Raw genomic sequence first — 26,384 nt, 5'->3', positions numbered from 1 at the left:
CGCATGTTGGCGGTGGCAACCGGAGAATTGGCCTCCGTTCTACCTCGTACCGCTTACAGGTAGACCATCGAGATGGTTGCCAGGCCGTCGATTGGCACGTTACCCGTAATCGGCAGGGCGCTGCGCTTGTTGATGCCGATCACGGCCTGCAGGTCGGTCGTCATGGTCGAGAAGGCCTTCGGTGCGCCGGTTGCGTCCGCTGCCGTGGCGATCTTCGTGCCGTTCAGATGACGGTTGGCATCAGTTGCGAGTGCCCACGTCGTGCCGTTGTCGATCGAGACAGCACCGCTGCCTGCGACGCTGTCAGCCGTCGGGTCGCTGAACGCGAGCGTGTAGGTGCCGACGTTGCTCGTGCCGACCGTACCCAGACCGAAGCCGTCGGTGTCCGTCAGGCCGGCGACGAGCGAAGCGGCGAGACCCGGCACGACGCTGGTTGCGCGGCCGTCAACGAGTTTCATCGCAACGCGTGCCGGCTGGTCGCAGGAGATCGTCAGCGTGCTGGTCTTGGTGGTGAGGTTGGTGAAGGCGTTGGCAGCGATGAGGCCGCCGCTGACCGTGCCGAGGTCGATGATGCCGCCACCGGCGAGCGTGGGCGTGCACGACGGCGGCGTGATGGTGCCGATCACATGCAGGTCAACGGAAGTGCCGGCGAATGCGCCAGCAGAAGCAGCGGCCAGCAGCGCTGCCAGCAGGGTGTTTTTTGAAACGAGTTTCATGATGAGATTATTCAAAAAGTGAGAGAGGCAAGAACTCGACTGGCTTCACTCACGCCGCGTCCTTGCATTAGATTTTGCCGGGATGACTCAATTCGCTGAATCGTAGTTTCTTTAAATGCAACGCATTGCCCCAGGCCGCGTTATACGACGCGAGTTACCACGTGGCGGGCAATAAGTCCTGCCTATGCGACGGCACGCAGAGCCGGCCCGGTTGTTGATCAAGCCGGGCCGACTTTCGCTTCCGTCCCGAATTACAAATAGACGATCGAGAAAGTTGCCAGGCCGTCGAGCGGGACTGCTTGTTTCAGGCTCGGCAGATTGGCTTTCGAATTGATGGCGGCGTCCACCGTGTAGTACTGGTTGGCAACCGTGACAGCCATCGGAGTGACCGTGCCCGAGTACCACGAATTGAGACGCGAACCGTCCGGTCTTTGAAAACCGCCGGGACCGTCGGAATAAGTCGACGCCCACGTTGCCCCGTTGTCGTCCGACTTCATCGTATACGCATTGTCACTGCCGCCGTTAACGCTGGGATGGAAGTATTGATTCAGAACATATGCACCGATCTGTTTCCCACTGACCGCGCCCAGGCCGAACGCGTTCGTGTCATTGGCCGCACTCGAGAGGGTATTGGCCATCCCAACAACCGCCGTGCCTGCACGGTTGTCGATCGTTCTAAGGGCGACCATGGCGGGACTATCACAGGTGATGGTGACTGTTACACCGTGTTGCGGAAGGCGGGTGAAGCCGGTGGCTGCGATCGTGCTCGCAGGAATGTTGCCGTAGTCGATAATGCCGCCGCCCGTCAGCGTCGGCGTGCACGACGGCGGCACGATATTGCCCACGATCTTCAGATCGACCGAGTCAGCAGCGAAGGCGCTAACCGAAGCAGCGGCCAGCATCGCGGCCAGCAGCGTGTTCTTTGAAACGAGTTTCATGATGTACGTTTTCAGATGAGTTAAGAAAAGAGAACCCGGTCGACCCGTGTTAGTGCCGTGTTCCTAGGTTGAATTCTGCGTCGTCGGGTGGGATTTCTGAATCGTAGTTTCCTGAGATCTCACGCGACGCTTAAGCTTCTGTGCGCTCGAACTCGCCGCGATTGAAACCCGCATCTGTATCCGGATAAGTAAAGGGGTGGCGTCGGACGTTCGGACAGGGCGATGTGCGGAACTGCCGGAATCTGAGCCGGGCGTAATGCCGGCAAAGGAAGCCAGGAAAAGAGACACGGCGCACACCCTTGGCGGGCGTTCAAGGCAAAAGTGCCACTGGCAGCGGTACGACCTGAACGCACGCTTGCCGAATTGGGGCAGCGGTTCGATGTGCATCCGAGCCAGACCACGGAATGGGAACAGCAGGTCGCGTTGCGGAGAAGCCCTGCTGACCGGTGCAATGGTCGTGTCTCTTCAAGAAGTAAAAGCGGCCCAGATCTGTGAAGACCCGGGCCGCTCTCGTTTACGCATGTTGCCGCGGAGGCAACCGGAGAAGCGATCTCCGTTTTACATCGTACCGCTTACAGGTAGACCATCGAGATGGTTGCCAGGCCGTCGATGGGCACGTTACCCGTAATCGGCAGGGCGCTGCGCTTGTTGATGCCGATCACGGCTTGCAGGTCGGTCGTCATGGTCGAGAAGGCCTTCGGTGCGCCGGTTGCGTCCGCTGCCGTGGCGATCTTCGTGCCGTTCAGATGACGGTTGGCATCAGTTGCAAGCGCCCACGTCGTGCCGTTGTCGATCGAGACTGCACCGCTGCCTGCGACGCTGTCAGCCGTCGGGTCGCTGAACGCGAGCGTGTACCCGACTGATCGCAGCGACGCTGCTCGCGATGGGTGTCTGCACCGCCGCGCAGGCGGAAGGTCCAGGCGAATGCCAGATGACCGTGAACGAAAGCTCGATCGACTACGGTGTGTTCACGCGTTATCAGCTTCAGGGCGACAACCCCCAGGCGCCGACGCTGAGTCTCGGTAAACGTCAGCTGACGCTGAACGTGAACTGCCGGATGCCGGTCACGATGGCAGTGGCTTTCCGCAGCGGTGCAAATGGCGCGGACTATAGCTTCGGCAATGGCGGCAACGTCACGGTGAGAATGGCGAACGCGCAAGTAGACGGTCGGCCCGCGATGATCGGAAGCGCCGCCGGCGTAAGCATGCTGCCTGCGAATCCAGCTGCTCTTGCACAGTTCGCGCCGGGTCAGGTGATCGTACCGGTTGTCGATGGTCGGCCGGCGAAAGGTAAGAGTTTTTCCGCGCAGGTCGAAGTGGATCCGCGTGTGCCCGCCGCCAACGCGAAGGTCACGGGCCGCACTAAAGTCGAAACGAATGGGACGTTCCAGCTTATTACGCAGTAACGTTACTTAGCCGACCTCCACGCCGGCGGCCCTTGTCCGCCGGCGTTTCTGTTTTATCTGAACCCACGACGCCACATCCGGATGCCCTCAACGGGCAGCCGCAGCCGTGCGTCGAACAATCCTCAACACCATGAAAGAAATCCGCTTGATGCCTGCTGTACTTTCCATCGTGGATATCCGTCGCCGCTTTGCAAGCGTGCGGCGTGATCCGCTTTTCGTTACGCCACCTGATCCTGTGAGCGCGCCATGACCACGAGAACAGGAGCGCTGCTGATCCATGGCCTTGGCGGGACGGAATATGATCTCGGCGGTTTGAAAAGGACGCTCGGCAAGGCCGGCATCGACGCACACGCGATCCTGCTGCCGGGCCACGGCGAGACACCCGAGCGCCTCGCGACAATCCGCGCCGAAGACTGGCTGGGTGCTGCGCGCGAACGCTATGAAGAACTCGCCACGCAATACGACGAATTTCATGTCATCGGCATGTGCATGGGTGCGTTGCTGAGCATCGCGCTGTGCGATGCCGTTACACATACGAAGGGCCGGATGGTTCTGCTCTCGCCGCCGGTTCATATCGATGGATGGAAAGTTCCCTGGTATGGCGCGATACGCCATCTCTTCTATCGCATTCCAGGACTCGCGCGCCGCATGAAAGTGCGTGAAGCCGAACCGTTCGGTATCAAGAATCCGTTGATGCGTGGGATCGTTCGCTCGCGTATGGAGCGCGGCCACAATCTTCACTATCGATGGGTGCCGCTCGCATCGGTGAGACAGGTCGACCGCCTGCGACGCCTGGTTAAACGCTGCGCGGACAGGATCGCGTGTCCGACCGTGATCGCTCACGCGCGCGCCGATGAGCTCACGAGCCTGCGCTCAGCAACCTTCCTCGAAAGCAGGATCGCCGACGCACGCACTGTGGTGCTCGAGAACAGTTATCACATGATCTGTATCGACAACGACAGTCATCTCGTCGAACAAACGGTGCTGAAGTTTCTCGGCCTGCCCGCGCAGACGCCAGGCCGTTTCTCGCGCAGGTTGCTGGAACGCGCCCGTGCGGCATGACGTAAGGACGATTTGCGAAACTGGCTGGGCCGAATGTCCCGCGCCAGTCATCGAAGCGTCAAACCTCAGCAAGGTCGTCGCGATAGCACGCGCGATCGCTATCTGAATCCCGCCGCCACCCGCCCCATCTGTTCAATCCCGCTGTCGAACAGCCGCGAGAAATACGGAATCATGTTCGGCAGCATCAGCTGCACGAGCAGAAGGCCGACTAACATCGTCAGCGGCAGGCCGACCTGGAACACACCGATCTGTGGTGCTGCACGGTTAAGAATGCCGAGCGCCAGGTTGGCAATCAATAGCGCCGTCACGACCGGCATCGCCAGTAACAATCCCGAAGTCAGCACCACGCTGCCGTAGCCTGCCAGCGCGCGCCAGCCGCTCGCAGCCAGCAAGTTGGCCGACACGGGGATCGACTGGAATGTTGCGATGAGCGCGCTCACCATCTGCAGATGACCATCGAAGGCGAGGAACGTCAGCATCGCGATCGTCCACATAAAGCGCGACAGCACCGCGCTCGAACCGCTCGCGTGCACGTCGAAGAAGGTTGCAAAACCGAGCCCCATGCTGAGCCCGATGATGTCGCCGGTGGCTTCGACCGCGGCGAACACGATCTGCATCGTGAAGCCAAGCGCAATACCGATCAGGAACTGGTTGACGATGATCCAGACGCCTTCCGCCGAGAATACAGTCGCCTGCGGCAGCGCGCTGAGCGTCGGCGCGACGATGATCGTCACGAAGCCGGCGAGTCCCACTTTCACACGCACGGGCACCGACTTGTCGCCGAATGCGGGCGCGGATGCAATCAGCGCGAGAATTCGCACGAACGGCCAGAGGAATGCAGTAAGCCACGCGTTCAGCTGGGCGTAGGTGACGGAGAACATTGCGGGAAATGCAGCCGGAAAGCGTCAGCTGGCGAGCGACGGAATGCTCGTGAGCATATGACGCATGTAGTCGAGCATCGTCGTCAGCATCCACGGGCCGACGACGACCAGCGTGACCAGAATCGCGACCAGCTTCGGAATGAACGACAACGTGGTTTCGTTGATCTGCGTCGCGGCCTGGAACAGGCTGACAAGGAGACCAACGACGAGCGCCACCAGCAGCAGCGGCGCGGCCAGCACCATCGAAACGTACATCGCCTGGTGCGCGAGTGTGGTGACTGTTTCTGGCGTCATGGCCGGTCTCCTTCCTGTGCGCCGCTCAGACGAAGCTCTGCGCGAGCGAGCCGAGCAGCAACTGCCAGCCGTCGACGAGCACGAACAGCATCAGCTTGAACGGCAGCGAGATCGTCGCGGGCGAGATCATCATCATACCCATCGACATCAGCACGCTCGCCACCACCATATCGATGATGAGGAACGGGATGAAGATCGTGAAGCCGATCTGGAAGCCGGTTTTCAGCTCGCTCGTGATGAACGACGGCACGAGCAGCGACAGCGGCACATCTTCCGGGCCTTGCATCGGCGCGGCGTGCGAAATGCGTGCGAAGAGCGCGAGATCGCCTTCACGCGTCTGGCGCAGCATGAATGTCTTGAACGGCAGAACACCACGCGACACGGCCTGATCCATCTGCAGCGTGCCGTCGGAGAACGGCTTGTAGCCGTCGGCGTAGGCCTTGTCGAGTACCGGCGACATCACGAACAGCGTCAGGAAGAGCGCAAGGCCGACCAGCACCTGGTTGGGCGGCGTCGACTGCGTGCCGAGCGCCTGGCGAAGCAGCGAGAGGACGATGATGATGCGCGTGAAGCTCGTCATCATCAGCACCATCGCCGGCAGGAACGTCAGCATCGTGAGCAGCAGCATCGTCTGCACGCTCAGCGAGTACGTCGTGCCGCCGTTCGGGCCGGGGCTGGTGTTGAATGCGGGAAGGCCGGCTGCCTGCGCGAACGACAGTGTTGGCAGTGCCATCAGCAGCGCCGGCAGCGCGAGCGGTGCGACGCGTTTCAGCGCATTACGTACGCCAGGCACGGCGCTGGCCTTTGTCGGGGCGTGGCGGGTCGGCGCGCAGACATCCTGCGCTTCACGATGATTGAACTGCATTTACTGTTCTCCGCTGACGCTTCGCTGGAAACGTTTGCCTGCTTCCTGTTTCAGCGCGTCGCGGAAGCGTTGTCCGAAGGAGCCGGGGAGGGTGCCAGGCGCAGCGGGTGCGCCGTGAGTAACGAGGTCTGAACCCGCTGAACCAGCCTGCATCGTATGCAGCAACCGGACGTTACCCGGCGCGGTGCCGAGCACGAGCCACGTATCGCCAATCTCGACAACCGCGACACGCTCCTTGCCGCCAAGCGATGCGCCGCCGATCGTCTTCACGAGTCCGCCGCGTTGCGACGGTTGAAGGCCGAGGCGTCGCGCGAGCCACGCACAGCCGAATACCAGCGCGATCACCACCGCCAGACCAACAACCGTTTGCAGCACAGCGCCGATGCCAAGCGACGGCACCGCCGAACCCGCTCCTACGCTCGATGCGATTTTCGCGGCGTTGTTGACCGCGTTCATATCGGCGGCGTGAGCCGGCGATGCGTGGAACGCCGCGCCGGACAGTAGCACCACGGTGGCGCAGGATGCCATCAGCGAGGCAAACCGGGCGCGCGCATCGAGCGGCAAGCCGCCCGTTGCGAACGCGGCCCGGCGGGTGAGACGTTTCATCGGTTCAGCTTCCGGATACGCTCGGACGGCGTGATGATGTCGGTCAGACGGATACCGAACTTGTCGTTCACGACGACCACTTCGCCCTGCGCGATCAGGCAGCCGTTGACGAGTACGTCCATCGGTTCGCCGGCGAGGCCGTCGAGTTCAACGACCGAACCCTGCGCGAGTTGCAGCAGGTTGCGGATCGCGATTTTCGTGCGGCCGAGTTCGACGGTCATCTGGACGGGAATGTCCAGGATCATGTCGATGTCGTTACGTGTCGTTGTCGGTTCTACTTTCGACAGCGGCTGGAAGACGCCGGCTGCAGCCGGCGCCGGTTCCGGGTTGTTGTTCTGTTCGGCGAGCGCGCTTGCCCAGTCGTCCATTGCAATTTCGTCTTCTTCGGTTGTGCCTTCAGCTGCTGCCGCGGCTGCTGCGGCCAGTTGCGGCTCGCCGACGGGCAGTTCTTTCTCCGGCGTGGGGTTCAGCTCACTCATATCCACCTTCCTTCATCGTGTCGGCTGCGCTGATCATTTTCTGGACCCGCAACGCGTACTGACCATTGAAAATTCCGTAGCCGCATTCCATCACCGGCACGCCATCGACTTTCGCCGTGAGGTTTTCGGGGATGTTGACCGGCAGCACGTCGCCCTTGCGCATATTCAGGATCTGTTCGAACGTCACCGGAATACTGGCGAGGTTGGCTGTCAGTTCCACTTCGGCGGTCTGAACCTGTTGCGACAGCACGCGCACCCAGCGGCGGTCGATATCCATCGCTTCGCCCTGGATCGGCGACGACAGCGTGTCGCGGATCGGTTCGATCATCGAGTACGGCATGCAGATGTGCAGCGTGCCGCCCGTCGAACCGAACTCGATCGAGAACTGGGTGACGATGACGATTTCGTTCGGCGTCGCGACGTTGGCGAACTGCGTGTGCATTTCCGAGCGCACGAATTCGAACTGCAGCGGGCGCACGTTCCGCCACGAAGCCGTGTAGTGCTCGAATACGAGGTTCAGCAGCTTGCCGATGATGCGTTGCTCGGTCTGCGTGAAATCCCGGCCTTCGACGCGCGTATGGAAACGGCCATCGCCGCCGAACAGGTTATCGACGACGAAGAACACCAGGTTCGGATCGAACACGAACAGCGATGTGCCGCGCAGCGGCTTCACGTGGACGAGGTTCAGGTTCGTCGGAATTGGCAGATTGCGGGTGAATTCGCTGTACTTCTGCACCTTCACCGGGCCGACGGAGATTTCCGCCGTGCGCCGCATGAAGTTGAAAATGCCGACGCGCAGGAGACGTGCGAAGCGGTCATTGATGATTTCGAGGCCGGGCATCCGGCCGCGAACGATACGTTCCTGCGTTGCGATGTTGTACGAGCGGACGCCGGTACGTTCCGCGGAATCGGATTCCGAATCGGATTCACCGGTGACGCCCTTGAGGAGGGCATCGACCTCCTCCTGGGACATGAACTCTTCGTGGCCCATCCTATTCCTCGTGCGTCCCGTGACGGTTATTGGTGGCAGCTACGCGAGAGCGCGTCACTGCACGACGAATTCGGTGAACAGCACGTCGGAGACGTGTGCGGGCTGGCCGCCGGTTTCGGTCGGCTGTTCGATCAGCGTTTCGAGTTCTTTGGCGAGCGCGTGTTTGCCGTCGAGGGTCTGGAGTTCTTCCGGATGCTTGTTCGACAGTGCGAGCAGAACACGGCTGCGGATTTCCGGCAGGTGTTCGGTGAGGTGTTCCTTCGTGGCCTCGTCGGCGAGCTTGAGCGTCAGACCGATGCGCAGGAAGTGCTGCTGGCCGTCATCCGATTGCAGGTTCACGGTGAGCGCTTCGAGCGGGAAGAACACGGGAGCGGGCGTCAGTGCCGGAGCGGCGGACGACGTCGGCGCTGGGGCGCGCTTCGACATGAAGAACCAGGTGGCCGCACCGGCGGCGCCGGCCGCGACCAGTACGATCAGCAGGATCACGAGGATGCGCTTGATGAGGCCCGGAGAGGCCGGCTGCGCGATAGCTTGCTGGTTTGCGGTCGTGGTTGCCATGGGGTTTAGATTGCCTCAATGCTGTAGGTTGGATTTTCGGGTTTCTTCCAGGCTTGCGATGGGTCGAAAAGAAGGGGGAATCGGGGTTAGCTCAGGTCTTTGCCCGTTCGGGCTTTTTCAGGTTTTCTCTGTATGGGTTTTGTTTTTTTCCAGGATCTGACTTGGGTTTGGTCGTTCCTCGCCTTTGGTTTTGTTTTTTGTTGGCCTTTCCTTGCATTCATGTCGGTCTATTGGCGTCGCCCCTGTGCGGGGCGGCACCTACTTTTCTTTGTCCTTGCCAAAGAAAAGTAGGCAAAAGAAAGGCGCCGAAATGTCAGTTCTTCCGAGTGTGTCGCTTTCGGGGAATGGCACCCCATGAAGTGTCGCCCCCGCCGCTCACACAACATGGGTCCGCGCACGAGACCGTCCCTCGCACAGCACACTTCGTGACAAAGGACTCATCCACCCGGCTCCGCGTTGCGTCGCCGAGCGGCATAACCTTCACGTCACGTCACGTCACGCCGCCGACGGCATTGCTTCCGCGTGGGCGCTTGCGTACGGGCCGTCCTGACCGATTCCGCCGCCGACCGCTTGCGCCGTCATCGTCGCGCCGCGATGCGCGCGTGCGGCGCAGTGAGCTAACGCAACCATGCCGCGGTCTGGCGAACCCATCCGCGACGCACGCAGTGCGGAGTGGGGTGGATGAGCGCCTTGTCACGGGCGGTACTGTGCGGGAGACGTTCTCGTGCGCGGACCTATATCGTTTCTGTGCGGGGGTGACACTTCATGGGGTGCCATTCCCCGGTAGCGACACACCCCGGAACGGACGAGTTTTCGGCGCCTTTCTTTTGCCTACTTTTCTTTGGCAAGGACAAAGAAAAGTAGGTGCCGCCCCGCACAGGGGCAACGCCAATAGACCGACATGAAAACAAGGAAAGGCCAAAAAAAACAAACCAGAAAAACGAAAAAACAAAATCAGGCAAACGTATCCACAAGCCCAACAGTCCGCCGAACAGGCACCGCAGCAACAGACCCCTCAGACCCACCCTCCCCGCCGGAGGCAAAAGCCCCACCAGACGAAGACCCACCCCGCCCGCCGCCCGAGGCGCCACTCCCCTCTTGACCAGTCTGCCGCGCAAACCCATCACTCACGCTGGCGCTACCAAGCCCAATCCCCCCTTGCTCCATAGCCTCGCGCAATTTAGGAAGCGCAGCTTCCACCGCCTCCCGCACCTGCTGATGCTGTGAAACAAACAACGCATGTGCATGGTTATCGGCAACCTGCAGCACGACCTGAAGCGGTCCCAGGTCACGCGGGTTGAGCGTGAGCTCCGCCGTCTGCTGGTGTGCATTCGACAGAAACACCACCTTCTGCCCCAACGCCTCTTCCCAGTCGGGCGTGCCGACCTGCGGCGCCAACGCCGTGCTCGCCGCAGCAACCGCAGCCGGATTCGACGTCTGTGCCACCGCGCTCGATGCCGCCGCAGCCGTCGCCGCCTGCGTCGCCGCAAGGCTCGCGCTCGCCGCATCAGCGGTGCTCTTCAGCGCGGCAAAGCTGTCCGGCGCGCTGCCCGTGCTCGCAGCCGCCAGTGCGTCAGCAGCACTGCGCGCAGCCAGCGTGTCCGTCGTCGCTGTCGTCGCGGCGTTCGCCACCGTCGGCTTCGCGCCGTCACCCTTCGCGCCCTTTCCGTCGGCAAACGATGCGCCCGCCGCGAGACCCTTGCCCGCACCCACGCCGCGTGCGCCCAGGCCCGCATCGGCGCCTGTACCCGCGCCCGCTGTGGACGCATTCGATGCACCCGCAGTCGTCGTTGCCGGCGTCGCGACCGCGCCCTGGCCGTTCGACAACGCAGCAAGCGCCGCCTGCAATGCATCCTGGACCGACTTCGGATCGAGTGACGCCAGCTTTTTGCCGATGGTCACGGCGCTCGTCGCCAGCGTGCTGGTCGCGGCAGTCGTCGCCGCTGCGGTGACGTCCGCCGGGAGGGCGTCGGCAGCCTTCGTCGCCGCCGTGTCCATCGCGGCGCTTGCCTGAGCCTGAGCGCCAGCCGCCGCCACTGCAGCCGCCGCCGCTGCCGCAGCCACTACGGCAGTTGCGGCCGGCGTCGTCGGTGCGTTCGCGTTCGCTTGCGGCTTCGTGTTCGCGTCGGTGGTCTTGCCGGTGCCGTCGCCAGCAGCGGTCTGCGCGCTGGTGCCCGTCGACGCGTCCGTTTGGGTCGTGCAGTTCGTACCCTGCTTGCCGTTCGTTGCGCTCGCGCTCGTGTCTTTCGATGCATCGGCCGGCGTCGACGCGTCATGCACGCTCGAAGTGGCCGACGAAGATGAAGCAGAAGACGACGAAGACGACGACGCGGAAGACGACGAATCCGCCGCCGACCCCGAAGAAGACGATGACGACGACTGTGACTGCGACGAAGACTGCGGCTGGCTAACCGGCGCCTTCGCCGCATTGTTCTGCGAGTCGATGCTCTGCTGCAGCGTCTGCGCGAACGGCAGCGCGCTGCCGCCCGATGCCGTGGACGATCCGCCCGACGTCCCGCCATTGGTCGCGCCGATCAGCGAATTGATGAGTGAGAGTGGCGACATGCGTGATCCTGTGTGTTCGTGTCAGTCAGGGCGCGGTGGCGTCAGACGCCTTCTACGCGCATCCGGAGAATGCGTGCTGCGTGTTCGTCGGCGTCACGCTGCTCGCGACGCGCGGTCTGCGTCGCTTCGGCAGCATCGCCGCGCGCCTTCAGTACTTCATAAGAGCCGAGCTTCTGCTTCTGACGCTGCCATTCCGGCTTCGCCGCCTCGACGCGCGCTGTCGCGGCGGCAAGCAGCCCGCGCTGCTGCTGGATCGCGGCGTCGAGCGTGTCGATGAATGCCTGGAAATTGCGCATGTTGCCGGCAGGCATGCCAGATTGCGCCGTCGTTGTGAAACGCCGGTGATATTCGTCGCGATACTGCACGAGCGAATCCAGCTGTGCCTCGATCTCGCCGCGCTCGCGCTGCACACGTCCGAGGCGTTGTGCGGCGGTGTCGACGTCGTCCTGCGCGAGGCCAATCAGCGTCTTGATCGGAAAGTGTTTTGACATCGCCGGTCTCCCTATTCGAACAGTGCATCGAGCATCGCGAGGCTTGGCTCGAAGCCGGCACTCTCGCGGTAACCCTGTTGCAGGAACGCTTCCATGCGCGGATACAGCGCAATCGCACGATCGAGCACCTGGTCACGCCCGCTCGAATAAGCGCCGACATTGATCAGATCGCGGTTGCGCTGGTAGCGCGACAGCATCTGCTTGAAAAGACGTGTCCGGTCGAGATGCGCGTCGTCGATCAGCGCGGTCATCGCACGGCTGATGGACGCTTCGATATCGATCGCCGGATAGTGGCCGGATTCTGCAAGCTGACGCGACAGCACGATGTGGCCGTCGAGAATCGCGCGCGCGGAATCGGCGATCGGATCCTGCTGGTCGTCACCTTCGGTCAGCACGGTATAGAACGCGGTAATCGAGCCGCCGCCTGCCGGACCGTTGCCCGTGCGCTCGACGAGCGCCGGCAGCTTCGCAAACACAGAAGGCGGATAACCCTTGGTCGCCGGCGGCTCGCCAACAGCCAGCGCGATCTCGCGCTGCGCCATCGCGAAACGCGTCAGCGAATCCATCAGCAGCAGCACGTGCTTGCCCTGATCGCGGAAATATTCAGCGAGTGAGGTCGCATACGCCGCGCCCTGCATCCGCAAGAGCGGCGAAACGTCGGCAGGCGCCGCCACGACAACGGAACGCGCGCGGCCTTCGTCGCCGAGAATCTGTTCGATGAATTCCTTCACTTCGCGGCCGCGTTCGCCGATCAGGCCGATCACGATCACTTCGGCGCTCGTGTAGCGCGCCATCTGGCCGAGCAGCACCGATTTACCGACGCCCGAGCCTGCGAAGAGCCCCATCCGCTGGCCACGTCCGACGGTCAGCAGCGAATTGATCGCGCGCACGCCGACGTCGAGCACCTTGTGGATCGGCTCGCGATGCAGCGGGTTGATCGACGGCGCAGACAGCGGCGCGTCGTTCACCGCGCCGAGCGGGCCGAGACTGTCGAGCGGACGGCCCGACGCATCGACCACGCGACCGAGCAGTTCCCAGCCGACCGGCAGACGCTTTGCGCCAGCCATCGGATCGGCGATCGGCGCGCTTTCGAGCGGATAGACGCGTGCGCCGGGCAGCAGACCGTGGACTTCGGTGGTCGGCATCAGGAACAGCTTGTCGCCCGCAAAGCCGACGACTTCCGCTTCGGCAAACGCGATCGGGCTGCCGGCCGGCAGTTCGATCATCACTTCCGAGCCCACCGACAGACGCAGGCCAACCGCTTCGAGCACAAGCCCGGCGGCGCGCGTGAGGCGACCGCAGGCGCGCAGCGGCCGCGCGATCGCGTTGCGCGTGCGCAGGCCATCGAGTTGCGCGCGCCACGACTGGAAATGGACATTCTGTTCGAGCGCCGGATCCGGTACGAAAGCCGGCGCCGCTTCACGGGATTTGCGGCCCGTTGCGGTTGCAGCCGCCGCGGCCGGTTTAGCCTCGGGCGCGCCGAACGACGCCAGCGCGAGTTCACGCTCGAGCGGCGTCAGGTCGCTGGATTCGATTTCGGCGAGCGTCGGCTTCACCATGTGCTCACCTTGCCAAGAGCAGCCGCGACGCGTTCCCAGCGGGTGCCGATGCCGGCATCCACTTCGCCCGTGCTGGCGTGCGCGCGGCAGCCGCCGCGCTCCACCGAGGGATCGGTGCGCACGGTCCAGCCGCGCGCCTGAAGTTCTTCGAGCAGATAGGCTTCGACAACCGGCAGATCCGACGGGCTGACGATCAGGCTTGGCGCGCCGACCAGCGCGGGCTCCGTCGCCAGCACTTCGCGGGCGGCGGCGATCAGCGCGGTCGGGTCGTGCTGCACGTGCTGGCGGACGACCTGCTGCGCGATGTCGAGCGCGAGCGCGACGAGCGTGTCGGCGATTTCGCCCCGTGCGCCGCCCAGTGCGGCGGAGAACGTATCAGCGATGGCCGCAAGCCGCGCCGCTTCGGCGTGCGACTCCACACGGCCCTGTTCAAGACCCTGCGCGTAACCCTGGTCGTAGCCGGCCTGATAGCCGAGCGCCTGCCCGGCCACATGACCAGACGCGACGCCGTGCGCGTGCGCGGCGTCGCGCAGGCGCTGGAGTTCGGCTTCGAAGGCGCCGTCGTCGACCGGCTCCGGTTCCGGCACCGGGTCGAACGAGGCCATCTCCCAGCGCTGGTAGGCCGAGAGGCTTTCCTTGCGCACGGAGTCCTGATCAGACATAAGCATCTTCCGCCTTGCCGCCGATCGCGATCTGGCCGCTTTCCGCCAGGCTGCGCACGATCTGCAGGATGCGGCGTTGCTGCGTCTCGACTTCCGAGACGCGCACCGGGCCGCGTGCATCGAGGTCTTCCGCGAGCAGTTCCGCGGCGCGTTGCGACATGTTCGACAGGAACTTCTGGCGCAGCGCAGGCGGCGCGCCCTTGAGCGAGATGATGAGCGCTTCGGACTCGACTTCCTTGAGCAGCAGCTGGATCGCGCGGTCTTCGAGCTCGAGCAGATTTTCGAAGACGAACATCTGGTCGATGATCTTCTGGGCGAGTTCCGCGTCGTATTGCCGAACGTTCTCGATGACCCCTTCTTCATGGTTGCTCGACATGAAGTTGAGAATTTCCGCCGCCGTGCGGATGCCGCCCATCGGGCTGCGCTTCAGGTTATCGCTGCCGGACAGGAGGCCGGTCAGCACATCGTCGAGTTCGCGCAGCGCCGTCGGCTGGATGCCGTCGAGCGTCGCAATCCGCAGCAGCACGTCGTTACGCAGACGTTCCGTAAAGCACGCGACGATTTCCGACGCCTGATCGCGGTCCAGGTGGACGAGGATCGTCGCGATGATCTGCGGATGCTCGTTCTTGATGAGTTCGGCGACTGCAGCCGAATCCATCCATTTGAGACCTTCGATGCCGCTCGTATCGCTGCCCTGCAGGATCCGGTCGATGATCGCGCCGGCCTTGTCGTCGCCGAGCGCCTTCGTCAGCACCGAGCGGATGTAGTCGCTCGAATCGAGCGACATACCCGTGTGCTGCTCGGCTTCCTTGATGAACTCGTGCAACACTTCGTCGATCTGTTCGCGTGTGATGTTCTTCAGCGACGCCATCGCGACGCCGATCTTTTGCACCTCGCGCGGTCCGAGGAACTTGAATACCTGCGCAGCCTCTTCCTCGCCGATCGACATCAGCAGGAGGGCGCTCTTCACTACGCCTTCAGCGCTCATCGGACACCCAGCTCTTGACAACAGTCGCTACGATCTTCGGATCCTGGCGCGCGATATTGCGCGCGAATTCCAGGTTCCGTTCATATTTGTGCTTCTCGCTTTCGAACGAGAGCAGGTCGTTTTCCGAGTCATCCGCGGCGGCCGCCTTTTCCAGCAATGGCAGGCCGTCGAGCAGCACCGGTTCATCCGGCGAAGGCAACGCGGCGACGACCGGCTCAGGGGGCGGGAACGCGCGGCGCATCGCCGGGCGCACCATCACGAAGTACAGGAACAGCGCCACGAGACCAATGCCTGCGTACGTTGCGATCTGCTTCGCCAGCGCGATCATCTCCGGCGTGCGCCACCACGGCAGGTTCGCGTTCGGGTCGATTTCGGTCGAGAACGCGCTGTTGACGACGTTCACCGAGTCGCCGCGCTTCGCGTCGTAGCCCATCGCGTCCTTCACCAGCTGGTTGACCTGATCGAGCTTGTCGGCGGTCAGCGGCTGCATCGTGACGTGGCCCTTCGCGTCGACGGTGCGCAGATAGTTGACCACCACCGCCACCGACAGACGCTTCACGCCGCCCATCGGCTGCTCGTAGTGGCGCACCGTCTTGTCGAGCTCGTAGTTGGTCGTCGAATCCTTGCGGTCGCTGAGCGGCGTCGTGCTCACGCCGCTCGCGCCGTTCGCGCTCGCCGTGATCGGTGCGGAAGCCGGCTGCGGCGGCTGGTTCGACAGCGCGCCCGGCACGCCCGACGCGCCACCCTGCGTCATTTCCGTTGCCGTGCTCGACTGCTGGCTGCGCACGGCCGCCTGCTGCGGATTGCCGTTCGGGCCGTAGTTCTCGGACGTCTGCTCGACCTTCGAGAAATCGACGTCGGCGCTGACCTGCGAGTGCGCGTTGCCGGAGCCGAACAGCGGTGCGAGGATCGCGTCGATGCGCTGCTGCGTGTTGCGCTCGATCTGCTGGACAAATTTGAGCTGCGTCGCGTCGAGGCCGGTGCCGGAGGCGGGCTGCGTCAGCAGGTTGCCATCCTGGTCGACGATCGTCACGTTGCGCACCGGCATGTCCGGCACCGCCGACGAAACCATATGCGTGATCGCCACGACCTGGCCTTCGTCGAGCATGCGGCCCGGGTACAGGTTGACGAGCACGGAGGCCGACGGCGCTTCGTGATCGCGCACGAACACGGAAGGCTTCGGAATCGCCAGATGCACGCGCGACGACTTCACCGACGAGATCGATTCGATCGTCTGCTGGAGTTCGCCTTCGAGCGAGCGCTGGTAGTTGATCTGCTCGGCGAACTGGCTGATGCCGAATTTCTGGTTGTCCATCAGCTCGAAGCCCACCGAGCCCGCTTTCGGCAGACCTTGCGACGCGAGCCGCAGGCGCATTTCATGGACCTGATCGGCCGGCACGAGGATCGCGCCGCCGGTTTCGCTGAACTTGTACGGGATGTTCGCGGTCTGGAGCGCATTGATGATCGCGCCGCCGTCGCGGTCCGACAGGTTGCTGTAGAGCACCTTGTAGTCCGGCGCCCTTGACCAGAGTACGAGGCCCGCGACGATGGCCACCAGCAGCGCGACCGCGAAGATCAGCGGCGCCCGCGGGTTGCCGCGCATCTGCGTGAGCGACGACGGGAACGACGACAGGCGCTGCGAAAAATTGCCGCCGAGGCCGCCACCGAGGTCCGCTGCGCCTGCCTGGCCGGCACCGGCTGCGCCGGCCTGTGCGCCAGCGAGGCCCATGCGGGCGTCGGGGGTGATCAAAGAGTTGGCTGACGAATCCATGCGTCGGGTATCTCCGGGATGCCTTGAGTCCTGCTCCGGCCCGCCGCGTCGGGCTTGACGGGCGCAGGGGCAGAGACTTTCACGTTAGGGATTATCCCCACCCGGGTGCAACCTGATTGGTCGAATAGAGCCGGGTTTTCCCCCTACTTTCAAGTCTTTCGAAAAAGGGCCGCTGCTATGCTTCACTCCAGATCGGCACGCCCTGGCACGCCGGTTTTCCTTCTTCTGGAGACAACATGACTTTGCCCGTGAGCCCGCTTTTGTCGGCGCTACAGCAGATGCAGTCGATGGCCGCGCAGGCCGCCGGCGGCGCCGCCCCGGTCGCATCGGAGTCCGGCGCAGCCACGACCGGCAACTTCGCTTCGGCGCTGAAGGCGTCGATCGACAAGATCAGCCGCGACCAGCAAACCTCGATCGGCGAGGCGCATGCCTTCGAAATCGGCGCGCCCAACGTATCGCTGAACGATGTGATGGTCGACATGCAGAAGGCCAATGTGGGCTTCCAGTTCGGCCTGCAGGTCCGCAACAAGCTGGTCTCGGCCTACAACGAGATCATGCAGACGGCGGTCTGAGCCCCGGCCGCTCCCCTGTGGGCTAAAGCTTTCCTCTCGTAATCCGATAACCCGGATACAGGGATGACGGACCGCGGGCGGCGACGCCTCGCGACAATCCGCCCGATATTCGCAATCAGCATCACACAGGAGGAGCGCCGATGTTTTCCCCAGGACACGCTGGAGCCAATGCCTATGCGCGCGTCGGCGTCGAAACAGGGGTGATGGGCGCCAGTCCGCATCGTCTGATCGTGATGCTGTACCAGGGCGCGCGCCAGGCGATTGCGCAGGCGCGCATGCACCTGCAGCAGGGCAACATCCAGGCGCGGGGGGAAGCGATCGGCAAGGCGATCGAGATCATCGGCAGCGGATTGCAGCAGTCGCTCAATCTGGAAGCCGGTGGCGAGATCGCGGAGCGGCTCGACGGGCTGTACACCTACATGGCGCGCCGCTTGCTGGACGCCAACATTAAGCAGAGCGAAGCCATGCTTGTCGAAGTCGACGGATTGCTGGCCACGCTCGAAGAAGCCTGGATCGGGATTGCCCCGGAGATCGCGCGGATGGCGACACAGTCGTCCGCTGAAACCACGAGATGACATCGAACGCAGAATATTTCGCCCGCTACGAGGCGATCGCAGCGATTTCCGACCGGATGTTGATGGCAGCGCGCCACGCGCTCTGGAATGACCTCGTGGTGTTGCAGGGTGAATATCGTCAACTCGTTGACGGGCTGAAGCACGCAGAAGACGGTGTGAAGCTCGACGATGCCGAACGCGCACGCAAATACGAGTTGATCCGCCGCATCCTCGCCGACGACGCCGCGATCCGCGATCTCGCGAATCCGCGCATGGCCAAACTGTCGGCGCTGTTCGCTGCGACCCGTCCGGCCAGCGTGCTGAAGGAACTTTACCAGGCGCGCTGAGCGCGTTTTTATCGACCCGCACGGTCGTCGGGGCGCATCGCCACCGATGACCACGCGCCACAAGCGCGCGAGAGGAATCGGCATGAACGGAATCGACACGGCTGTGGTTTCGCTGCTGGCAAGCCGCGTCGACAGCCTCCTCTCGGTCGGCCCGAGAGCCGACGTCGCGACTTCGCAGGCGGGCGCCTCCGCGCTCACCGTCGACACGCCGGTTACGCCCGGCGGCGCGTTGCCCGCTGCACCCACCACACCACAAGCTTCCGCGCAGACGGCGCTGTCCGCCGTCGCGCTCACGCTCGACGCAATCGCGCGCTCGGGCGGCGATGCGACGCCCGCTGTCGTCGGCCAGACGCCTGTGTGGGCCGCTGCGCCGGCGCTCGATGTCGCGTTTGAAGGCATGCCGTTGCCGTTGTTCGATACGCCGGCTTCGGGTTCGGGTTCGGCAGCGGGGTCGGCTTCGGCTGCGGCGGGTGGCAATGTTGCCGCCAATGCCGCAACGGGCGCCGCTGCGGCGAGCGTGGTTGCATCGCCGTTGCCGGTCGCAGCGCTGGCGGCGGCGCTCCAGCGCACGGTCGCCGAAAGTGGTCTGTTCTATGAATCGCATCTGGCGCAGTGGCTTTCGGGGCAGCGCACGCCCGCGTCGCTCGCCAGTGAACCGCAAAACCGGCTAGCCGACGCGACCGCTCAACTGCCGCTCGACTGGACCGGAGACGCCGATGCGTCCGCGCAGCCGTGGGCGTCGGGCGCGCCTCTTCAGGGTCGCGCGGCGGGGGCGCTGAGCCAGAATCCGCTGTCCGGCGGCAACCAGGCTATGTTGCGTGGCGCGGCCGACGGCCCGGCGACGCAGGCTGCACGGTTCGTCGCGCGCGAAATCGCCGCTGACGACGCGTTCCCGACCTCGACGCAGTCGCTGCGGTCGCTGCTGCATACATCCCCCAGCGACGCGTCCGGTGCGAATGCGGCCAATACGCCGCAGCAGCTGGCCGCGTCGATCCATCCCGCGACGATTCCGCTCGTGCGCCAGCAGCTCGATCTGCTCGCAACGGGCCAGTTTCGCTGGACTGGCGAAGCGTGGCCGGGCGCGCGGCTCGACTGGACGATCGAACAGGACGGCGACGAATGGCATCGCGGCGGTGGCGGCGCGGAGGGCGACGAGCCGTATCCGTGGCGCACGCGCCTGACCCTGTCGCTGCCGTCGCTCGGCACCGTCGACGCCGACCTGACGTTGAACGGCACCCAGTTGATGGTGCGGGTGCAGGCGAGCCCCGGCGGCGCCGCGAGGCTTGCCGCGCAGGGCGAGATGTTCCGTCAGCGGCTGGCGGCGGCCGGGATCGATCTGAGCGCGCTGTCGATTCGCGAGATCGGTGGCGCGGCGGCCGGCGGCGTGAATGGCGCGGCAGCCAGTGCTGCGCAGGCGACGAGCGCCTATGCGCGCTCGGCCGCGGCAGCGGGCGAAGAAGCCAGTGCGGCAGCGCGGGCAGCCGCCTCGGCAAACGCGGCTGCGCCGTCGAATGCCGGTTACGACTGGGATCTGTCATGAGCCGCACGCATCGCAAGAGCGCGGCGGCGCTGGTCTATGACGCAAACGGTGGTGATCCGTCGCCGCGCGTGATCGCGAAGGGCTACGGTCTCGTCGCCGACATGATCGTGCAGCGCGCGAAGGAAGCCGGCCTGTACGTGCACGAAGCGCCGGAAATGGTGTCGCTGCTGATGCAGGTCGACATCGACGCGCGCATTCCGCCGCAGCTGTATCAGGCGGTGGCGGAACTGCTCGCGTGGCTGCACCGGCTGGAAAGCGGCGCCGCAGATGACGCGCCCGGCACCGCCGTCGAACCGCTGGCTGCCTATGCCTCGGCCCAGACGGGAAGCCGCAACGGTGGACCGTCTTCGCGCTAGAACCGCATCATCAACTTGATCAGCGCGTTGAAGACCCTGCCGTAAGGCGGCGCGACGAGCGCACGCGCATTCAGGCGTCCCTGCTGCAACACCGGCTTCATCTTCGAAAAGGTCACGAAGCCTTCGTAGCCGTGATACGCGCCCATCCCGCTTGCACCGACGCCGCCGAACGGCAGGCTTTCGCACGCCAGATGCATCAGCGTTTCGTTGATCGCCATGCCGCCCGCGATCGTTTCGTGCGTGACGCGTTCGATTGTGGCGGCATCGTCGTCGTAGAGATAGAGCGATAAAGGCCGCGGACGCGCGTTGATGTACGCGATGGCGTCGTCGAGCGTGTCATACGGAACGACGGGCAGCAGCGGCCCGAAAATCTCCTCCTGCATCAGCGCCGATTCGTCGGACGCATTCGTCACCGCGACGAGCGGAAAGCGGCGCGAGGTCGCGTCGCCCGGCGTGTCGGTGAGTTCATGCAACTGCGCACCGGCCGCCGCTGCTTCATCGGCGAGCCGCTGCAGACGCTCGAAATGGCGCGCTGAGATGATCGTCGTGTAGTCGCGGTTGCGCGCGAAATCGGGGTACAGCTTCGACATCTGCACGCGGGCGCGGTCGATGAACGCCTGTTCGCGGCCGCGCGGCACCAGCACGTAGTCCGGTGCGACGCAGGTCTGACCGGCGTTGAGCGTTTTTCCGGTGACGAGGCTGTCGACCGCATAGTCGAAGCGCGCATGCGGCCCGACGATCGCGGGCGACTTGCCGCCGAGTTCGAGCGTGACGGGCGTGAGATTGTCAGCGGCGGCGCGCATCACGTGTCGGCCGACCTGCGTCGAACCGGTGAACAGCAGATGATCGAACGGCTGCGCGCTGAACGCGGCGGCAAATGCAGCGTCGCCGTTCACGACGGCCACCTGGTCGCGCGGGAACGTCTGCGCGACCAGGTGCTCGAAGAGCGCCGACGTGCGCGGCGTCAGTTCCGACATCTTGATGATCGCGCGGTTGCCGGCGGTCAGCGCGCTGATGAGCGGGCCGGCCGCGAGCAGCACCGGATAATTCCACGGCGCAATGATGCCGACGACGCCCAGCGGTTGCGGCACCACCTTCACGCGCGCGGGCAGCAGCCATTTGTTCGTGCTGCGCCGCTGCGATTTCATCCAGCGTTTACCGTGACGCAGCGCGCCGTCGATCTCGCCCTTCACGAGCAGGAATTCCGCGAGCAGCGCTTCCTCTTTCGCGCGATTGCCGAAGTCGGCGTTCATCGCTTCGGCGAGCGCGTCGCGGTTGTCGAGCAGCATCGTACGCAGCGACTTCAGATGCGCGGCGCGCGTTTCCCACGATGGATACGGCGCGCGCAGGTAAGCATGCCGCTGTTCGCGCAGCAACGCTTCGAGCGCCGCGACGTCAGGCAGATCGTTTTTCATGGTGTCTCTCCCTCGATGCCTTTGAGGCGGTCCGGGTGCGGCCGTCTTTTTATCTGGTTTGAAACGGGTTGACGACGATCACGCAGGGAATGCGCGCTCGATGATCGCCGCGTGATCGAATGCAGCAGGCAAGGTGCCGTAGACGCGCCCGCTGTCGCCGCAACCCTGGGCGAGACGCGTGGCGATGAACGCGTCGGCGATGGCCGCGGGCGCGTGCTGCACGAGCAGCGTCGCCTGCGCGGTGAGCACGATCTGCTGCGCGATGCGGCGTGCGCTGGCTTCGCGCTGGTCGGGCGCGGTGCCGAGCGTTGCTGAAAGGGTGTCGAGCGCCTTGCCGAGCGCGGGACTGGCTTGCTGCGCCGTCGCGCGCCACGTAGCGAGCAAGGCCTGCGCTGCGTCGGGCTCGCGTTCCATCGCGCGCAGCACGTCGAGGCACATCACGTTGCCTGATCCTTCCCAGATCGAATTGACCGGCGCTTCGCGATAGAAACGCGCCATCGGGCCTTCTTCGACATAACCATTGCCGCCCCAGACTTCCATCGCCTCGCCGGTGAATTCGAGCGCACGCTTGCAGACCCAGAACTTGGATGCGGGCGTGACGATGCGCCGCCAGGCGCGCTCTTCGGGCGTGTTGTTCGTGTCTTCGAACGCGCGCGCGAGGCGCATGAACAGGACCGTGGCCGCTTCCGATTCGAGCGCGAGATCGGCAAGGACATTGCGCATCAACGGCTGGTCGACGAGATGTTTGCCGAACGCGCTGCGATGTCGCGCATGATGGATCGCCTGCACGAGCGCCGCGCGCATCAACGCGGCGCTGCCGATGACGCAGTCGAGCCGCGTGTAGTTCGCCATTTCGATGATGGTAGGCACGCCACGTCCTTCGTCGCCGATCATGATGCCGTGCGCGTCGAAGAATTCGACTTCGCTGCTCACGTTCGATCTGTTGCCGAGCTTGTCTTTCAGACGCTGGATCTGGACGCCATTCTTGCTGCCGTCAGGCGCGAAACGCGGCACGAAGAAGCACGACAGGCCTTCGTGATCGTCGGTGCGCGCGAGCACGAGATGCGCGTCGCACTGCGGCGCCGAGAAGAACCATTTGTGTCCGACGAGCCGGTAAGCGGCGCCGCGACCGCCGCCGTCCTCTGTTGCGAACGCGCGCGTCTGGTTGCTGCGCACGTCCGAGCCGCCCTGTTTCTCGGTCATGCCCATGCCGACCATCATCGACTTCTTCTGCGTGAGCGGCAGGTCGCGCGGGTCGTGCTCGCGCGTGTAGAGCTTGTCGCGCAGTGTGTCGAACAGCGCGGGTTCGCGTTGTAGCACGGGAATGCTGGCGAACGTCATCGTCAGCGGGCAGAGCGAGCCGGATTCGAGTTGCGCGTGCAGAAAGTAGCCGGCACAGCGCGCAACCATCGCACCTTTCTGCGGATCGGAAAACGGCAGCGCGTGCAGCCCTTCGCGACGCAAGAGCGCGAGCAGGCTGTGCCACGCCGGATGAAACTCCAGCGCGTCAACGCGTTCGCCGCGCGGCGAGTGAGTGAAGAGTTCAGGCGTGTGACGGTTCGCGAGTTCGGCGAGCGCGAGGACATCGGGCGCGGAAAGCGCTGCGCCATGACGCTGCAACGCCTCACGATGCCACGCCGCGCCTTCGCGGTCGACGGCGGCCGTCAGCGCGGCGTCGCTTGCGAAGAGGTTGTAGTCTGCGAGTGGCGGGACCTGATTGGTCACGTCATGGGTCTTGCCGAGGCTGCGCAGTTCCATCTGCTGTCTCCGTTCACCGGATGCATGTCCGGGTCTGTTTCCGGGTCTACGTTTTATCGATGCGTGCTGCGCTACGTGGCGAGCGGCGACGCATTCTGTGCGGAGTTTGAATGCTGCGCCGCCGTGATAACGAATGCCGACGGCAGCTTTTCATCATAGGGGCGCGGGTGGTGTTTCGTTTAGAGGGATCGCTCTGACGCGATCGCGCCGCTCGTCCGGCAGGCTCCCTACAATGCGCAGAAACACACGCAGACAAGTGTGCACGAGACAGGCGCCGCGGGCAACGCGGCCCACCAGGAGGAGCGGATGCAATACGACTACATCATCGTTGGTGCGGGCTCTGGCGGCTGCGCGCTGGCGAGCCGGCTTGCGGACAGCTGTCCCGACGCGTCGATCGCGCTGATCGAGGCCGGCCCTCACACGAAACGCAATCTCTTCGTCAACATGCCGGTCGGCGTCGCCGCCCTCGTGCCGTTCAGGCTGAAAACCAACTACGGCTACGAGACGACCCCTCAGCCGGGCCTCGGCGGCCGGTGCGGATATCAGCCGCGCGGACGCGGCTTCGGCGGATCGAGCGCGATCAACGCGATGATCTACACGCGCGGCCATCCGCTCGATTACGACGACTGGGCGCAGATGGGCTGCGACGGCTGGTCGTGGCCGGATGTGCTGCCGTACTTCCGGCGCGCCGAAGGCAACGAACGCGGCGCCGACGCGCTGCACGGCGCAGACGGTCCGCTCACCGTCTCCGATCTGCGCTTTCGCAACCGGTTCTCGGAGCGCTTCGTGCGCGCCGCAGTCGAAGCGGGCTTCCGGCAGAACGACGACTTCAACGGACCGGACCAGGAAGGCGTCGGCTTCTATCAGGTGACGCAGCGCGATGGCCGCCGCTGCAGCGTCGCGCGTGCTTACGTCTATGACAGGCCGCGGGCGAATCTGCACACGATCGCGGATGCGACCGTGCTGCGCGTCGTCTTCGAGGGCAAGCGGGCGGTGGGCGTCGAAGTGGCGCGCGACGGGCGGACCGAAGTGCTCGACGCGCGCGCGGAAGTCGTGCTCGCAGCCGGCGCGTTCAACTCGCCGCAACTGTTGATGTGCTCGGGCGTCGGGCCGGCGGTGCATCTGCAGTCGATGGGTGTGCCGGTGGTTCACGATGCGCCGGACGTCGGCCAGAACCTGATCGATCACATCGATTTCACGATCAACAAACGCACGCGCTCGATCGAACCAACGGGAATCTCGCTACGCGGCATCGCGCGAATGGGGCCGCAGTTCGTCGACTTCATGCGTCACGGCAAGGGCATGCTGTCGAGCAACGTCGCGGAGGCGGGCGGTTTCATCAAAAGCCGGCCGACGCTCGATCGCCCGGATCTGCAACTGCATTTCTGCGCGGCGCTCGTCGACGATCACAACCGGCACATGCATTGGGGACACGGCTATTCGCTGCACGCGTGCGTGCTGCGTCCGCATAGCCGCGGGAGCGTCACACTCGCGAGCGGCGACGCGCGCGTCGCGCCGGTGATCGATCCGCGCTTTTTCAGCGATTCGCGTGATCTCGATCTGCTGGTGGAAGGCGTGCGCGTCTCGCGGCGCATTCTCGATGCGCCTTCGCTTGCGCTGTGCGGTGGCAGGGAGCTTTACACGCATCCCGGACATAACGAGGCGCAACTTCGCGCGACGATTATCGAGCATGCCGACACGATCTATCACCCGGTCGGAACTTGCCGGATGGGCGGCGATGCGCGCTCGGTCGTCGATCCGCAGCTACGCGTGCGCGGCGTGACGGGTCTGCGGGTGGTGGATGCTTCGGTGATGCCGACGCTGATCGGCGGCAACACGAATTCGCCGACGGTGATGATCGGCGAGCGGGCGGCGGAGTTTATGGCAGCGGCGCGGCGGGGGATGGAAATAGCGGCGGTTGCGGCGTGATGTGGCGCGCCGGACGCGCCCGGCGCCTCACCCCGAAGCCGGAATTCCCGTAATCCCCGGCGTCGGCGCATGCATGAAATCGTCGCCGTTCGGGCCGGGCAGCGTCTCGCGCGCGACTTCAAGCCACGCCCGCGCCGCGTGCGACAGATAGCCGTTGCGCCGCCAGCCGATCGCCATGTCCCACGGAATCGCCGGTTCGACGACGGGCCGGCAGTTGAACTGCGTCGAATCGAGCCGCCGGCAATACGGCTCGGGCAGCAACGCAATGCCGACGCCGGCCAGCACCAGCGCCGCCATGAAATCCCAGTGCCCGCTACGTCCGACGATCGTCGGCGAAAAGCCCGCCTCGCGGCACGCGTTCAGCACCACGTCATTGAGCGCGAGACTTTCGCCGTAAAACACGAACGGCTCCGACGCGAGATCGGCGAGCGGCACCTGCTGCACATCGTCCCAGCGCGAGCCGCGGCGCGCGACCAGCCACAGCATCTGACGCGTGACCGGCAGTACCTCGATCATCTCCGGATCCACCGGCAGCAGCACGCCGCCCATTTCGAGCTCACCCGAAATCAGCGCGGCTTCGATCGCGCGCGAACCCTGTTCGAACAGTTTCAGCTCGATCTTCGGATAGCGCTGCCGGAACGCGGCGATCGCGGGTGTGAAGAGCGAGCCGCCCATCGGCGGAATGCCGATCGTCAGCTCACCGCTGCCGAGCGTGCCGAGGTCATTCAGCTCGGCCTGCAGTTGCGCGTGCGCGGCGAGCACATCCTGGCCGCGCTGATAGACGATACGGCCGGCATCGGTGAGCACCATCTGGCGGCCGTCGCGCAGCAGAAGCGGCGAACCGATCTCGTCTTCCAGCGACTTCACCATCTTGCTGATCGTCGGCTGCGTGACGAACATCTGCTCGGCCGCGACGGTGAAGCTCTGCTGCCTGACCACCTCAACAAAGTAGCGGAGTGCGCGCAATTCCACGTTTTGGGACTCCTGATTCCAGATTGGAATGAAGTGGATGATGTTAAGTCATTATATTTATGAAGACGTGAACCCTATACTGACTTTCACTCAGAAGTCACCCAGGGATT

Annotated in this window: 26 protein-coding genes; 8 read left to right on the top strand and 18 right to left on the bottom strand. The window is 64.3% G+C overall.

The features are described 5' to 3' along the window. Window positions 1-53 precede the first annotated feature (53 nt). Together P3T16_RS00510 and P3T16_RS00505 are read right to left on the bottom strand one after the other, a co-directional pair. Window positions 54-716, bottom strand: a complete 663-nt coding sequence (locus tag P3T16_RS00510) for a DUF1120 domain-containing protein (protein WP_429340777.1) — start codon at window positions 714-716, stop codon at window positions 54-56. 251 nt (window positions 717-967) lie between these two features. Then, complete coding sequence (locus P3T16_RS00505) at window positions 968-1,654, bottom strand: DUF1120 domain-containing protein (RefSeq protein WP_429340776.1); 687 nt, start codon at window positions 1,652-1,654, stop codon at window positions 968-970. Window positions 1,655-2,585: 931 nt separating this feature from the next. Between P3T16_RS00505 and P3T16_RS00500 the strand changes: the two genes are divergently transcribed. Both P3T16_RS00500 and P3T16_RS00495 read left to right on the top strand, forming a co-directional pair. After that, on the top strand, window positions 2,586-3,059 hold the full coding sequence (locus tag P3T16_RS00500; protein ID WP_429340775.1) for a hypothetical protein: 474 nt from the start codon (window positions 2,586-2,588) through the stop codon (window positions 3,057-3,059). A gap of 246 nt (window positions 3,060-3,305) precedes the next feature. After that, the gene (locus P3T16_RS00495) at window positions 3,306-4,121 is read left to right on the top strand and encodes an alpha/beta hydrolase (protein ID WP_429340774.1); all 816 of its coding nucleotides are present in this window, start codon (window positions 3,306-3,308) and stop codon (window positions 4,119-4,121) included. Between the two features lie 98 nt (window positions 4,122-4,219). On the opposite strand, the gene fliR is transcribed toward P3T16_RS00495, so the two are convergent. From fliR to fliF, 13 genes are all read right to left on the bottom strand, one after another. Further along, window positions 4,220-5,002 (bottom strand): flagellar biosynthetic protein FliR, encoded by a 783-nt coding sequence (gene fliR, locus P3T16_RS00490; RefSeq protein WP_429340773.1) that lies wholly within the window; start codon window positions 5,000-5,002, stop codon window positions 4,220-4,222. 24 nt (window positions 5,003-5,026) lie between these two features. Then, window positions 5,027-5,296 carry a flagellar biosynthesis protein FliQ gene (gene fliQ, locus P3T16_RS00485; protein ID WP_429340772.1) on the bottom strand — a complete coding sequence of 90 codons (270 nt, stop codon included), beginning with the start codon at window positions 5,294-5,296 and terminating at the stop codon, window positions 5,027-5,029. A gap of 25 nt (window positions 5,297-5,321) precedes the next feature. Further along, window positions 5,322-6,029 (bottom strand): flagellar type III secretion system pore protein FliP, encoded by a 708-nt coding sequence (fliP, locus tag P3T16_RS00480; RefSeq protein ID WP_429341052.1) that lies wholly within the window; start codon window positions 6,027-6,029, stop codon window positions 5,322-5,324. A 132-nt stretch (window positions 6,030-6,161) separates the two neighbouring features. Continuing rightward, entirely contained in the window at window positions 6,162-6,767 is a 606-nt protein-coding gene (gene fliO, locus P3T16_RS00475) for a flagellar biosynthetic protein FliO (protein WP_429340771.1), read from the bottom strand. Further along, window positions 6,764-7,246 carry a flagellar motor switch protein FliN gene (gene fliN / locus P3T16_RS00470; protein WP_429340770.1) on the bottom strand — a complete coding sequence of 161 codons (483 nt, stop codon included), beginning with the start codon at window positions 7,244-7,246 and terminating at the stop codon, window positions 6,764-6,766. The genes fliO and fliN overlap by 4 nt, the downstream gene beginning before the upstream one ends. Continuing rightward, a complete protein-coding gene (gene fliM / locus P3T16_RS00465) occupies window positions 7,239-8,237 on the bottom strand; it encodes a flagellar motor switch protein FliM (RefSeq protein ID WP_429258270.1) in 999 nt (332 codons plus the stop codon). Before fliM ends, fliN begins: the two co-directional genes overlap by 8 nt. A gap of 54 nt (window positions 8,238-8,291) precedes the next feature. Beyond that, window positions 8,292-8,795, bottom strand: a complete 504-nt coding sequence (gene fliL, locus P3T16_RS00460; RefSeq protein WP_429258269.1) for a flagellar basal body-associated protein FliL — start codon at window positions 8,793-8,795, stop codon at window positions 8,292-8,294. Window positions 8,796-9,749: 954 nt separating this feature from the next. Further along, the gene (locus P3T16_RS00455) at window positions 9,750-11,360 is read right to left on the bottom strand and encodes a flagellar hook-length control protein FliK (RefSeq protein WP_429340769.1); all 1,611 of its coding nucleotides are present in this window, start codon (window positions 11,358-11,360) and stop codon (window positions 9,750-9,752) included. Window positions 11,361-11,401: 41 nt separating this feature from the next. Next, window positions 11,402-11,851 carry a flagellar export protein FliJ gene (fliJ, locus tag P3T16_RS00450; protein ID WP_429258266.1) on the bottom strand — a complete coding sequence of 150 codons (450 nt, stop codon included), beginning with the start codon at window positions 11,849-11,851 and terminating at the stop codon, window positions 11,402-11,404. An 11-nt stretch (window positions 11,852-11,862) separates the two neighbouring features. Beyond that, the gene (gene fliI / locus P3T16_RS00445) at window positions 11,863-13,410 is read right to left on the bottom strand and encodes a flagellar protein export ATPase FliI (protein WP_429340768.1); all 1,548 of its coding nucleotides are present in this window, start codon (window positions 13,408-13,410) and stop codon (window positions 11,863-11,865) included. Next, window positions 13,404-14,078 (bottom strand): flagellar assembly protein FliH, encoded by a 675-nt coding sequence (gene fliH / locus P3T16_RS00440; protein ID WP_429258264.1) that lies wholly within the window; start codon window positions 14,076-14,078, stop codon window positions 13,404-13,406. Before fliH ends, fliI begins: the two co-directional genes overlap by 7 nt. Beyond that, complete coding sequence (gene fliG / locus P3T16_RS00435) at window positions 14,065-15,060, bottom strand: flagellar motor switch protein FliG (protein ID WP_429258263.1); 996 nt, start codon at window positions 15,058-15,060, stop codon at window positions 14,065-14,067. The genes fliH and fliG overlap by 14 nt, the downstream gene beginning before the upstream one ends. Continuing rightward, window positions 15,050-16,831 (bottom strand): flagellar basal-body MS-ring/collar protein FliF, encoded by a 1,782-nt coding sequence (gene fliF, locus P3T16_RS00430; protein WP_429340767.1) that lies wholly within the window; start codon window positions 16,829-16,831, stop codon window positions 15,050-15,052. Before fliF ends, fliG begins: the two co-directional genes overlap by 11 nt. A 236-nt stretch (window positions 16,832-17,067) precedes the next feature. Between fliF and fliE the strand changes: the two genes are divergently transcribed. The 5 genes from fliE to P3T16_RS00405 all read left to right on the top strand — a co-directional run bounded on the left by fliE (window position 17,068) and on the right by P3T16_RS00405 (window position 20,200). Beyond that, entirely contained in the window at window positions 17,068-17,403 is a 336-nt protein-coding gene (fliE, locus tag P3T16_RS00425) for a flagellar hook-basal body complex protein FliE (RefSeq protein WP_429258261.1), read from the top strand. A gap of 140 nt (window positions 17,404-17,543) precedes the next feature. Then, the gene (gene fliS / locus P3T16_RS00420; protein WP_429340766.1) at window positions 17,544-17,978 is read left to right on the top strand and encodes a flagellar export chaperone FliS; all 435 of its coding nucleotides are present in this window, start codon (window positions 17,544-17,546) and stop codon (window positions 17,976-17,978) included. Further along, entirely contained in the window at window positions 17,975-18,304 is a 330-nt protein-coding gene (locus tag P3T16_RS00415; RefSeq protein ID WP_429258259.1) for a flagellar protein FliT, read from the top strand. The genes fliS and P3T16_RS00415 overlap by 4 nt, the downstream gene beginning before the upstream one ends. Before the next feature lie 82 nt (window positions 18,305-18,386). Beyond that, entirely contained in the window at window positions 18,387-19,844 is a 1,458-nt protein-coding gene (locus P3T16_RS00410) for a flagellar hook-length control protein FliK (protein ID WP_429340765.1), read from the top strand. Then, the gene (locus P3T16_RS00405) at window positions 19,841-20,200 is read left to right on the top strand and encodes an EscU/YscU/HrcU family type III secretion system export apparatus switch protein (protein WP_429258257.1); all 360 of its coding nucleotides are present in this window, start codon (window positions 19,841-19,843) and stop codon (window positions 20,198-20,200) included. The genes P3T16_RS00410 and P3T16_RS00405 overlap by 4 nt, the downstream gene beginning before the upstream one ends. On the opposite strand, the gene P3T16_RS00400 is transcribed toward P3T16_RS00405, so the two are convergent. Further along, window positions 20,197-21,615 (bottom strand): coniferyl aldehyde dehydrogenase, encoded by a 1,419-nt coding sequence (locus P3T16_RS00400; protein ID WP_429340764.1) that lies wholly within the window; start codon window positions 21,613-21,615, stop codon window positions 20,197-20,199. The genes P3T16_RS00405 and P3T16_RS00400 overlap by 4 nt on opposite strands. 78 nt (window positions 21,616-21,693) lie before the next feature. Further along, window positions 21,694-23,373, bottom strand: coding sequence for an isovaleryl-CoA dehydrogenase (locus tag P3T16_RS00395; protein ID WP_429340763.1), 1,680 nt, complete (start codon window positions 23,371-23,373; stop codon window positions 21,694-21,696). Between the two features lie 306 nt (window positions 23,374-23,679). On the opposite strand from P3T16_RS00395, the gene P3T16_RS00390 reads away from it, so the two are divergent. Further along, the gene (locus P3T16_RS00390; RefSeq protein WP_429340762.1) at window positions 23,680-25,302 is read left to right on the top strand and encodes a GMC family oxidoreductase; all 1,623 of its coding nucleotides are present in this window, start codon (window positions 23,680-23,682) and stop codon (window positions 25,300-25,302) included. Window positions 25,303-25,329: 27 nt separating this feature from the next. On the opposite strand, the gene P3T16_RS00385 is transcribed toward P3T16_RS00390, so the two are convergent. Further along, a complete protein-coding gene (locus tag P3T16_RS00385; protein WP_429258253.1) occupies window positions 25,330-26,274 on the bottom strand; it encodes a LysR substrate-binding domain-containing protein in 945 nt (314 codons plus the stop codon). Window positions 26,275-26,384 lie beyond the last annotated feature (110 nt).

Source organism: Paraburkholderia sp. GAS42, assembly GCF_050436565.1.
Lineage (GTDB): Bacteria > Pseudomonadota > Gammaproteobacteria > Burkholderiales > Burkholderiaceae > Paraburkholderia.
Note: the sequence above shows the minus strand (reverse complement) of the source record. Positions and strands in the feature narration are given on the sequence as shown.

Coding starts and splice junctions, on each gene's coding strand:
- P3T16_RS00505 (WP_429340776.1), bottom strand. CDS start 1,654: ATGAAACTCGTTTCAAAGAACACGCTGCTGGCCGCGATGCTGGCCGCT.
- P3T16_RS00415 (WP_429258259.1), top strand. CDS start 17,975: ATGACATCGAACGCAGAATATTTCGCCCGCTACGAGGCGATCGCAGCG.
- fliH (WP_429258264.1), bottom strand. CDS start 14,078: ATGCTTATGTCTGATCAGGACTCCGTGCGCAAGGAAAGCCTCTCGGCC.
- fliL (WP_429258269.1), bottom strand. CDS start 8,795: ATGGCAACCACGACCGCAAACCAGCAAGCTATCGCGCAGCCGGCCTCT.
- fliO (WP_429340771.1), bottom strand. CDS start 6,767: ATGAAACGTCTCACCCGCCGGGCCGCGTTCGCAACGGGCGGCTTGCCG.
- P3T16_RS00510 (WP_429340777.1), bottom strand. CDS start 716: ATGAAACTCGTTTCAAAAAACACCCTGCTGGCAGCGCTGCTGGCCGCT.
- fliM (WP_429258270.1), bottom strand. CDS start 8,237: ATGGGCCACGAAGAGTTCATGTCCCAGGAGGAGGTCGATGCCCTCCTC.
- fliP (WP_429341052.1), bottom strand. CDS start 6,029: ATGGCACTGCCAACACTGTCGTTCGCGCAGGCAGCCGGCCTTCCCGCA.
- P3T16_RS00495 (WP_429340774.1), top strand. CDS start 3,306: ATGACCACGAGAACAGGAGCGCTGCTGATCCATGGCCTTGGCGGGACG.
- fliS (WP_429340766.1), top strand. CDS start 17,544: ATGTTTTCCCCAGGACACGCTGGAGCCAATGCCTATGCGCGCGTCGGC.
- fliR (WP_429340773.1), bottom strand. CDS start 5,002: ATGTTCTCCGTCACCTACGCCCAGCTGAACGCGTGGCTTACTGCATTC.
- fliE (WP_429258261.1), top strand. CDS start 17,068: ATGACTTTGCCCGTGAGCCCGCTTTTGTCGGCGCTACAGCAGATGCAG.
- fliF (WP_429340767.1), bottom strand. CDS start 16,831: ATGGATTCGTCAGCCAACTCTTTGATCACCCCCGACGCCCGCATGGGC.
- fliQ (WP_429340772.1), bottom strand. CDS start 5,296: ATGACGCCAGAAACAGTCACCACACTCGCGCACCAGGCGATGTACGTT.
- P3T16_RS00395 (WP_429340763.1), bottom strand. CDS start 23,373: ATGGAACTGCGCAGCCTCGGCAAGACCCATGACGTGACCAATCAGGTC.
- P3T16_RS00410 (WP_429340765.1), top strand. CDS start 18,387: ATGAACGGAATCGACACGGCTGTGGTTTCGCTGCTGGCAAGCCGCGTC.
- fliJ (WP_429258266.1), bottom strand. CDS start 11,851: ATGTCAAAACACTTTCCGATCAAGACGCTGATTGGCCTCGCGCAGGAC.
- P3T16_RS00390 (WP_429340762.1), top strand. CDS start 23,680: ATGCAATACGACTACATCATCGTTGGTGCGGGCTCTGGCGGCTGCGCG.
- P3T16_RS00400 (WP_429340764.1), bottom strand. CDS start 21,615: ATGAAAAACGATCTGCCTGACGTCGCGGCGCTCGAAGCGTTGCTGCGC.
- fliI (WP_429340768.1), bottom strand. CDS start 13,410: ATGGTGAAGCCGACGCTCGCCGAAATCGAATCCAGCGACCTGACGCCG.
- fliN (WP_429340770.1), bottom strand. CDS start 7,246: ATGAGTGAGCTGAACCCCACGCCGGAGAAAGAACTGCCCGTCGGCGAG.
- P3T16_RS00455 (WP_429340769.1), bottom strand. CDS start 11,360: ATGTCGCCACTCTCACTCATCAATTCGCTGATCGGCGCGACCAATGGC.
- P3T16_RS00405 (WP_429258257.1), top strand. CDS start 19,841: ATGAGCCGCACGCATCGCAAGAGCGCGGCGGCGCTGGTCTATGACGCA.
- fliG (WP_429258263.1), bottom strand. CDS start 15,060: ATGAGCGCTGAAGGCGTAGTGAAGAGCGCCCTCCTGCTGATGTCGATC.
- P3T16_RS00500 (WP_429340775.1), top strand. CDS start 2,586: ATGACCGTGAACGAAAGCTCGATCGACTACGGTGTGTTCACGCGTTAT.